9 protein-coding genes are annotated in these 8,724 nt (G+C 52.8%); 8 read left to right on the top strand and 1 reads right to left on the bottom strand.

The genetic code is table 11. The features are described from left to right. Positions 1-574 (bottom strand): SagB/ThcOx family dehydrogenase (locus D5S03_RS09630; RefSeq protein WP_287043723.1); only part of this gene is annotated, 574 nt, incomplete at its 3' end. 235 nt (positions 575-809) lie between these two features. Here D5S03_RS09630 and flgF point away from each other — a divergent pair. From flgF to flgK, 8 genes are all read left to right on the top strand, one after another. After that, on the top strand, positions 810-1,595 hold the full coding sequence (gene flgF, locus D5S03_RS09625; RefSeq protein ID WP_287043722.1) for a flagellar basal-body rod protein FlgF: 786 nt from the start codon (positions 810-812) through the stop codon (positions 1,593-1,595). Positions 1,596-1,642: 47 nt separating this feature from the next. Then, positions 1,643-2,425 (top strand): flagellar basal-body rod protein FlgG, encoded by a 783-nt coding sequence (gene flgG / locus D5S03_RS09620; RefSeq protein WP_008870562.1) that lies wholly within the window; start codon positions 1,643-1,645, stop codon positions 2,423-2,425. 152 nt (positions 2,426-2,577) lie between these two features. Then, a complete protein-coding gene (flgA, locus tag D5S03_RS09615) occupies positions 2,578-3,504 on the top strand; it encodes a flagellar basal body P-ring formation chaperone FlgA (RefSeq protein WP_287043720.1) in 927 nt (308 codons plus the stop codon). A 20-nt stretch (positions 3,505-3,524) separates the two neighbouring features. Beyond that, complete coding sequence (locus D5S03_RS09610) at positions 3,525-4,226, top strand: flagellar basal body L-ring protein FlgH (RefSeq protein ID WP_008870560.1); 702 nt, start codon at positions 3,525-3,527, stop codon at positions 4,224-4,226. A 33-nt stretch (positions 4,227-4,259) separates the two neighbouring features. Beyond that, a complete protein-coding gene (locus tag D5S03_RS09605; protein WP_287043718.1) occupies positions 4,260-5,372 on the top strand; it encodes a flagellar basal body P-ring protein FlgI in 1,113 nt (370 codons plus the stop codon). Positions 5,373-5,374: 2 nt separating this feature from the next. Further along, complete coding sequence (locus D5S03_RS09600) at positions 5,375-6,454, top strand: peptidoglycan DD-metalloendopeptidase family protein (protein WP_287043716.1); 1,080 nt, start codon at positions 5,375-5,377, stop codon at positions 6,452-6,454. Between the two features lie 203 nt (positions 6,455-6,657). Next, a complete protein-coding gene (flgN, locus tag D5S03_RS09595) occupies positions 6,658-7,128 on the top strand; it encodes a flagellar export chaperone FlgN (RefSeq protein WP_287043714.1) in 471 nt (156 codons plus the stop codon). Next, on the top strand, positions 7,128-8,724 hold a 1,597-nt coding region (flgK, locus tag D5S03_RS09590), incomplete at its 3' end, for a flagellar hook-associated protein FlgK (protein WP_287043712.1). The genes flgN and flgK, both read left to right, overlap by 1 nt.

Below are 8,724 nucleotides of genomic sequence, written 5' to 3'. Positions count from 1 at the left end.
GACCCAGGGCACTTTGAACCCCGGAATCGTCAAAAGCGCCTATGACCACTGTCCCCAGACCCAGGGTCTCGGCCTGCAGATGGATATTCTGCCCTGCGTGGCCCACTTCCATGTGTACGTACTGCTTTCCCCTGTCTCCATACCTTACGGTGGTCCGTTCATAAACTCCGGCAATAACCACCACTGCCGGAGCATCCCTTACCGGAGACTGGCCCAGGGCGCTTTGATGCAGCTCACCCTGCACGTTGCCGTCCTTTTCTTTTTTAAGTCTGTGTTCTTTGGGCAGGTAGCGGTAAACGCCCGGGTCCAGCCCTTCTACATCGCCAGCCACCAGGAATACCTCCAGAGGAAAAAGGGCCCCGGCGGAAGGGGCGGTGCGAAAGTCTCGCTGGGGTCTGTTGACCCCTTGCGCAGCCCACAATATCTGGGCTGCTTCCTCCATTTTAAGAGGCTTGTCAGCATAAGACCTGGTGGACTTGCGCTTGCTTAAAGCCTGTTCCAGGCTTGTTTCCCCTTCTGTAGTGAATTCAGGAAGCTCTACTGTTTCCTGGGCTGCGGCTTTCTTGAAAAACATACTCTCACCTCCTTGCAGGCAAAATCCGGCCAAAAGGCTCAGGTTCAATCCTGCCGCCATCAGAAAAATTTTCCCCAAGCGGGCAAATGTCCATGTCATGATTAACCTCCGGGGTTTGTATGATTCTATTGTTAAAAATTAAAACAAGACGCGCCTGCAGGTCAAGGAGTTGCTGTAAAGTATGACAGTCTTTTTTGGCCTGCAATTTGCTTTAATCAGTGCAGGAGGAAAAAATATGCAGGATGAAATGTACAGTGCTTTTTTCGGAGCCATGAGCCAGGAAGCCAAGATGAATACCATCACCAATAATCTGGCCAATGTGAACACCACCGGTTACAAGCGCGACAAAATAGCCTTTGAGGATGTTTTTACCCGTTATGCCTCTGATTACGGCGATCCCAACATGACCCTGGAAGACCGCCTGCCCTGGCCTGAGTCCAAGCTGCGCAGTCAGACCAGGCCCAGTCCTGTGCATCTGGACCTGCAGGACGGGGATATGAAAAAGACCGGCAATCCCCTGGACATGGCCATTTCCGGGGAAGGCTTTTTCGAGGTGACCACTCCTGAAGGAGAGACCGCCTACACCCGCAATGGATCATTTTTCCGCCATCCTGAGACAGGCCATCTGGTTACAGGCCAAAATTTTGAATTGCAGGGTGAGGGAGGCCCCATAGAGATCCCTGAAGACGCTTCAAACATAGCCATTGGTGAAAACGGCGAAGTGCTGGCGGACGGAGATCTTCTGGATGTCATTAACCTGACCACGTTTACCGATTTAAACGCCCTGGAGAAGAAGGGCAGGCAACTGGTCCAGGTGAAGGACGGAGCTGATTCGGCCCCCATACCTGCTGAAGATGCCCGCATTGAGCAGGGATACCTGGAAAATTCCAACGTGGATCCTGTATATGAAATGGTCAATATGATCAGTACCATGCGCAATTTTGAGGCCCTGCAGAAGATGATGACCAGCTCCCATGAAAAGGATCAGCAGCTGATCCAGCAGGTGGGAACTGTCAGATAAATGGCAATAAACGAATTTTATAAAGCAAACACAATGGAGAAAGCCTTATGATGCGATCGCTCTGGACAGCAGCAACCGGCATGGCCGCCCAGCAGATGAATATTGACGTCACCTCCAACAACCTGGCCAATGTCAACACCGACGGCTTCAAGAAAAGCCAGGCCCAGTTCGAGGATCTCATGTACCAGACCCTGAAGGTGGCCGGAACCGAAAATCTGACTGGTGACAGGGTACCCACCGGCCTGCAGGTAGGTATGGGTACGAATCCCCTGTCAGTGCACAAGATTTTTACTCAGGGTGATTATAAACAGACCGGCAACCCTCTGGATCTGACCATAGAAGGGGATGGTTTTTTTCAGGTTATGGCCAATGACGAGGTCAGATACACCAGGGCCGGCTCATTCAAGCCCGACCAGGACGGGCGTATTGTCACAGCCAATGGATACCCTCTGCAGCCCGAGTTTCATATACCTGAGGATACGGCCAGGGTACATGTGGATGAACAGGGCAATATAGTCTGCGTTGATGGTGATGACAATGTAATAGCGGAAGGCGAGATACCAATTTACAGGTTTATGAATCCTGCAGGCTTAAACAGTGCAGGACGAAATCTCTATTCAGAAACTGAAGCATCTGGTCCGGCCACTGAAGGTGTACCTGGGGAAGAAAATTTCGGAAGTATCCGGTCCGGCGCCCTGGAGAGTTCCAACGTGGAGATAGTGGACGAAATGGTGAATATGATCATAGGACAAAGGGCCTACGAGATAAACTCCAAGGCCATTCAGACTTCGGATCAGATGCTGCAGATGGCCAATCAGATGAAGAGGTAGTTTTTAGATAGCACTGAGAGAGATGATTCAAGATTACAACTATACCTTTGGACTGGATGTTGCTGTAACTTATGAAGCAGGTTGCAGGTGAGGTTATGAACAAAGAAAAATTTATGAAGACAAAAATACTGAGCTGCTGCATGGCAGCTGCAATGTTTTTTTTGTTGTTATCCAGCCCGGCCTGGGCCGGGGAAGGCCTGTTCTGGATTGATGAACACGTGGCTGTTTCCGGAGATGTAATCACTTTCGGAGAAATTGCCACTCCTAGAAACTCCGAGGCTGAACAGTACTGGTCGGATATAAAGGACACCGAACTCTGGAGAGCTCCGAATGCCGGGCAAAGGATAGTCCTGGACCGGGCCAGGGTGCAGGAGCGCCTGGAGGTGACCCTGGGAGAACTGGCCGAGGCCAGTATTATCCCCAGGGAGATAATTTTTCAGCGCGGCAGAAGGGTCCTGGATGACGACAAGCTGGAGAGGATGGTCCGGGATTATATAGGACCCAAAGTAACCTCCCAGGGAGAGAGGATTGAATTTCGTGATTTTCGCATGCCCTCGCCCATTTTTCTGGAAAATCCGTACGAGGAAGTAGAGATTGAAAGCGTACGTGATCCCGGACCGGGCCGCAACAGTCTTCGATTTGTTGTGCGCGACGGACACGGGGAAGTAGTCAGGAGGCATACAGGAAACGTTTTTGTTGACGTCTGGGTGACAGTGGCCTGCGCTGAGCGCCCACTGAACCGGGGTGACGTTATTGAGCCGGGGGATGTTCGTTTTGAGGAGAAGAACCTTGCTTATATTCGTCGCGAAGTATGGGACGGTGAGAGCGGTCCCTGGCGCATCAGATCCTCTATAGGACAGGGCCAGCCCATCTATAAAAGGCACCTGGAACCGGTGCCCATGGTCAGCAGAGGGGCAAAGGTGGATATGGTCTATGAAGGCAATCACCTGACTCTGGTTGTACCGGGCGAGGTCCTGGAAGATGGTCAGAGAGGTGACCGGATCATGGTCCGCAATATGCAAAGTGAAAAGGAAGTCCGGGCTACGGTTGAGAGCAGCGGCAGGGTAACCACAAGGTAAAACTGATAATGGAGCCAACCATGAAATCTTATAAGTTGATAATTATAGTTGCCATGGCCTTTTTCCTGGGGGCCTGCGCCCCGGCGCAGAAGAAATCCACGCCCATGCCCTCCTACGGACCGGAACAGTATCCTGATCCTGGGGCTGTAACTGAAGCGGATTCTCCATCCCTTTTTCAGCCCAATCGCACCCAGTTCCTGTTCGGGGACAACCGGGCCAGGAACGTGGGAGATATTGTCACCGTGCACATTGAAGAGTCCTCGGATGCTGAAAGCAGGGCTAATACGGAATATGATAGAGACAGCACTATGGACCTTAGTTCCATGCCTATTAGTGCAGCAACAGGGGCAATTTTTCCAGGCGCAGGCACCCCAGGCGAGATGCAGCAACAGTTTCAATCACAATCAGATAGAGATTTTGAAGGCGACGGCACCACTTCCAGGGGTTCAGATGTCCAGGCCAGTGTCTCGGCCAGGGTAGTGGAGGTGCTGGACGGCGGAGTGATGCATGTTGAGGGGGCCAGGCAGATCAAGGTGAACAATGAAACCCAGATTATCGCTGTCCGAGGCCTGGTGCGCTCCAGGGACGTGGATTCCAACAATTCAGTATCTTCCACCCAGCTGGCAGATGCCCAGATCGAGATGTACGGCGAAGGCATCCTGGCTGACCAGCAGCGCCCGGGATGGCTTACAAGAGTACTGGGCAGGGTATGGCCGTTTTAACGGTTTACAGGCAAAAGCAAAAAAGGACCGATTATGATTATACCGGGAAAAGCCAAAGCAGTATTTCTGGCAGTAGTGGCGGTATTTGTCCTGGGAATATGGGACAGCGCCCAGGCGGTGCGCTTAAAGGATGTGGCCACCTTCAGCGGAGTACGCGAAAACCAGCTGGTGGGCTATGGTCTGGTGGTGGGGCTGGACGGCAGCGGTGACAGCCAGGCCTCTCCTTTCACTCTGCGCTCCATGTCCAACATGCTGGAAGGCATGGGGGTCAGCGTCAATCCCGCTGATCTGCAGCCGGACAACGTGGCCGCGGTCATGGTCACAGCCAACATGCCGTCTTCGGCAAGACCCGGAAGCAAGATGGACGTGACTGTTTCCTCCATGGGGGATGCAGACAGTCTTATGGGCGGAGTGCTTATTCAGACGCCGCTCAGCGGGATCGACGGCAATACTTACGCCCTGGCCCAGGGACAGCTTACAGTGGGAGGATACTCAGTAGAAGGGGATGCTGCGGAAATCACCACCGGAGTTCCCACCGGAGCCCGGATTCCCGGGGGAGCCACCGTGGAAAGAGAAGTGCCTTACAGGTTCAACACCCAGGAGGATATAGTGGTCAACCTGAATATGCAGGATTTCTCCACCACCTCCCAGGTCACTGAAAGCATAAATGAGCATTTCGGGAGCAACCTGGCCCGGGCCAAGGATAATTCCACCATCCGCGTGGATATCCCCGAAGGCTTTCAGGGCAATCTGGTACCTTTTATGGCCGCCCTGGAAAATCTCCAGGTCTCCCCGGACAGCCCGGCCAGGGTAGTTGTGGACGAAAAAACCGGTACCGTGGTCATTGGCGAGCATGTACGCCTGTCCAAGGTGGCTATTTCCCACGGAGCTCTGACGGTCATGGTCAGAGAGGTGCCCGATGTTTTCATGCCTCTGCCCTTTACCGACGCTCCGCCGGTAATAGCCCCGGAGACAGAGATAGATATTGTGGAGGAAGAGCGTCAGTTGACCATTATCGAGGGCGCGACCATCAACGAGCTGGTGGACGGTCTCAATGCCATAGGGGCAACGCCCAGAGACCTTATATCCATTTTGCGCACGCTTAAGGCATCAGGTGCGCTGCACGCTGAACTCGAGGTGATCTGATCATGAGCTCCGCTATATCAAACCAGGGAATGGACCAGCTGCATCAGGGTCGCTCCAGCAGCCGGGACGCAGAAGTAAAAAGCCTTCAGGACAGGTTCGGCTCCGGTAAAGGCGATAAAGAGGAACTGCGCAAGGCCAGTCAGGAGTTTGAAGCCATCTTCATTCAACGTATGTGGGAACAGATGCGCGAAACCGTTCCCCAGGACGGATATCTGCACAGCGATGAAAAAGAGATGTATATGTCCATGTTTGATGAAAAGGTCTCCGTGGAGATGGCCAAAAGCGGCGGCATAGGCCTGGCTGATATGATTTTCGATCAGTTAAGCGGCCAGGTGGAAAAGTCCAATATGGATGCCAGTTCCGATACTCTGCCAAGCATGGGCCAGGAGCCCCAGGGGCAAAATTTTCCTACCCTGGAAGAAGAGGATAATCCAAGGGATGATACCGAGCACAACCTTCGGGTCCAGAGAATCCTGGATATGAACATTCCTTCGGATAGAAAGGCCGAGATGCTGGCCGGGCAGATAGAGGCCGCCTTTGGCGGTAAGAAGCCCGAAGTTCCTGAGCTGAAGCCTGCCAGCGAACCCCCGGATTCTCTGGAGTCTCTGGAAGCTGCGCAGCCTGTGGAAAAAGATGGAGAAGATGATCCTCAGTCTTTGCCCCCGTTGCAGTATCCAGTGCAGGGACAGGTCAGCTCGGATTTCGGCTGGCGTGAGGACCCTTTTACCGGGGAGCAGGCCTGGCATGCAGGAATTGATTTTGCAATAGAAGAGGGGACTCCGGTAAAGGCAGGCTGGCCTGGTGAAGTCGTCTTTGCCGACAAGGACGGAGGTTACGGCAATAAAGTGATCCTTGAACATCCCAATGGATGGAAGACGGTTTATGCCCACAACAGCAAAAACCTGGTCCAGGAAGGGGATAGAGTTGACCAGGGCCAGGAAATAGCCAGATCGGGTAATACAGGCAGGTCCACAGGTCCGCACCTGCATTTCGAGGTGAGGCAGGGGGATATGGCCTGGGATCCCAACCTGATAAAGGATCGCATGCTTGCAGGACTGGATATAGGACACACGGAATCATAGGTGAGTAATCGTTCACGGGGCTCTCAATGGTGATGCTGGCACTCACGCCTCTGGCGTGACTGGGGACTGTCCCTTGCTAAGTGCTATTGGTGCAGATGCATAAAATTTCGCGTTGGTACTTTTTTTGTTGGTGCTGAAAGTTGGTTGCGGGGACTGTCCCCAGGCCGGTTTCCGGCCCTGAATGGTTACGTAGGAGGTTTGTCATGGATATAATGGCCGGGCTGAAACGTCAAAAGCTGGCATTGAAGCTGCTTCATCTCCTGCTGCAGGAGGAGTATGCTGCTCTTATGAACAACCAGCCGGACAAGGTGTCCTCCCTGGAGTTTTCCCTGCAGGAACTGGTGCGTCAGATGATCCGGGAAAAGGAAGACGTGATGAATGCGGTCCAGGAAGCAGGTTTCGAAGGTCTGGGAGATTATATTTCCAGCCTGGATAAAAAAAGAGCTCAGAAACACATGGACCTGATGAACCAGTTGCAGGACGAAGAAAAAAAGATGGCCCTGCAGGCGATGAAAAACGCCACCATGGCCAAAGCCCTTTCCGATCAGAGCACGGCCCTGGCCAGGGAGTTCTTTCAGCAGGTTTCACCCAGAAAACCGGATACTTATTCGGCTGATGGGCGAAGATACGCTGAATTGAGCAGAGAAGGAGGGTTCATCAGGGGGAGGATGTAATGTCAGGCATTCATGCACTTATGAATTCAGGCCGGACGGCTCTTTTTGCCAACCAGAGCGCCATTCAGACCACCGGCAACAACATAGCCAACGTCAATACTGAAGGCTACCGGCGCAGGGAGGTCCGCCTGGAAGAAGCCATGGCCCTGGATACGGCTCCGGGCCAGATCGGCACCGGGGTCAACGCCAAGGAGGTGTTCCGGCATTTTGATTCTTTCATAGAGACTCAGTATAACGACAAGTCCTCTGACAGGGAAATGTGGCAGACCATGCATGAGCAGCTTTCCAGCCTGGAAGCCCTTTTCAACGAGAGCCGCGAGGGCCGGATGAACGAGGCCTTGGCTGATTTCTGGAAGGACTGGCAGGAGCTGTCCAAAAGACCTGACGACAACAATGTCCGCACGGCTCTTTTGGGCAATACCGGCAATCTCACCCAGGCCTTCAGGTCCATGGATCAGGACCTGACCAAAAACCGGGAGCAGATGGACGAGTTTATAAGCCAGGATGTAGACCGGGTAAACGATATCCTGGAGGAAATCGCGGAAATCAACAAGTTGATCAATGTCCGGGAGGTTCCGGGCAAGGTCAACCTCAACGAGCTGCGGGACAAGCGCGATCTCCTGGTCCGTGAACTGGCCGAGAAAGTGGATATCAACTATATGGACAAGGGCGGCGGCGACGTAACCATCCAGACCAAGGCCGGCCATACCCTGGTGGAAGGAAGCGAGACCTACAGGCTCAAATTCGAGGACTCCAAGACCTTTTCTGATTTAAAATCGGATTTTGACGGACAGATTAAGTATAACGGCGATTCGGGATACGAATTTACCATCCAGGTGACCGAAGACGGGGAAATAGGAGGAGATGCAAAATTCAAGGTTTCCTTAGACGGAGGCAAAAACTGGCTTACTGATGATCAGGGCAATACCAGGGAATTTTCCGCAGAGGATTATGACAACCGGGTCACCCTGCCTGTGGATGATATGGAGATATGGTTTGACGATTATTCCAACAATGCACTGGCTGAAGGCGATGAATTCACCATAGTCCCCAAGAGCGGTCTTTACTGGGAGAGCAACACCTCTTCAGACATGAACATCACTCCCCAGGTCATGGGGGACGGGAACCTGAACGAAAGAAGGCTGACCGGAGGGTCCCTGGCCGGTTATTTCAATTTCCGGGATCACTACGCCGGCAAATACAGCGAAAAGCTGGACGCCCTGGCTGAGTCCCTGGCCTGGGAAGTAAACCGCATTCACTCCAACGGTGCCGGACTGGAGCACATGAAGTACGCTGAGGGCACCTACCAGGTAAACAACCCTGAAGCAGCCCTGGGCAGTCCCAATTCTGGACTCCCATACGCTGAAAAGCTGCAGAACGGCAACTTTTCCATGCATATCTATGATGACCAGGAGGAAGTCAAAGAGAGCATAAGTCCCAATTTCGGTGCAAAGATAACTTTTGATGTTAATCCGTTGGATGAAGATGTAGAGTTAACCCTTCCTGCATCTGCGACTAATCTTGATGGTGCAGCAGACCTTGAAGATGTAGCTAGTGGTTTTGATAATCAAGAAGATTTGTTAGAGGCTTTAAATG

The sequence above is a fragment of the Desulfonatronospira sp. MSAO_Bac3 genome, assembly GCF_003838035.1.
In the GTDB taxonomy this organism is placed as follows: Bacteria; Desulfobacterota; Desulfovibrionia; order Desulfovibrionales; family Desulfonatronovibrionaceae; genus Desulfonatronospira; species Desulfonatronospira thiodismutans.
The sequence above is the reverse complement of the archived record's forward strand: the minus strand, read 5'-3'. Positions and strand labels throughout refer to the sequence as shown.

Bases quoted from the DNA above. Each gene is read 5' to 3' on its own strand.
- flgF (WP_287043722.1), top strand. From the start codon at position 810: ATGCAGGATGAAATGTACAGTGCTTTTTTCGGAGCCATGAGCCAGGAA.
- flgG (WP_008870562.1), top strand. From the start codon at position 1,643: ATGATGCGATCGCTCTGGACAGCAGCAACCGGCATGGCCGCCCAGCAG.
- flgA (WP_287043720.1), top strand. From the start codon at position 2,578: ATGTTTTTTTTGTTGTTATCCAGCCCGGCCTGGGCCGGGGAAGGCCTG.
- D5S03_RS09610 (WP_008870560.1), top strand. From the start codon at position 3,525: ATGAAATCTTATAAGTTGATAATTATAGTTGCCATGGCCTTTTTCCTG.
- D5S03_RS09605 (WP_287043718.1), top strand. From the start codon at position 4,260: ATGATTATACCGGGAAAAGCCAAAGCAGTATTTCTGGCAGTAGTGGCG.
- D5S03_RS09600 (WP_287043716.1), top strand. From the start codon at position 5,375: ATGAGCTCCGCTATATCAAACCAGGGAATGGACCAGCTGCATCAGGGT.
- flgN (WP_287043714.1), top strand. From the start codon at position 6,658: ATGGATATAATGGCCGGGCTGAAACGTCAAAAGCTGGCATTGAAGCTG.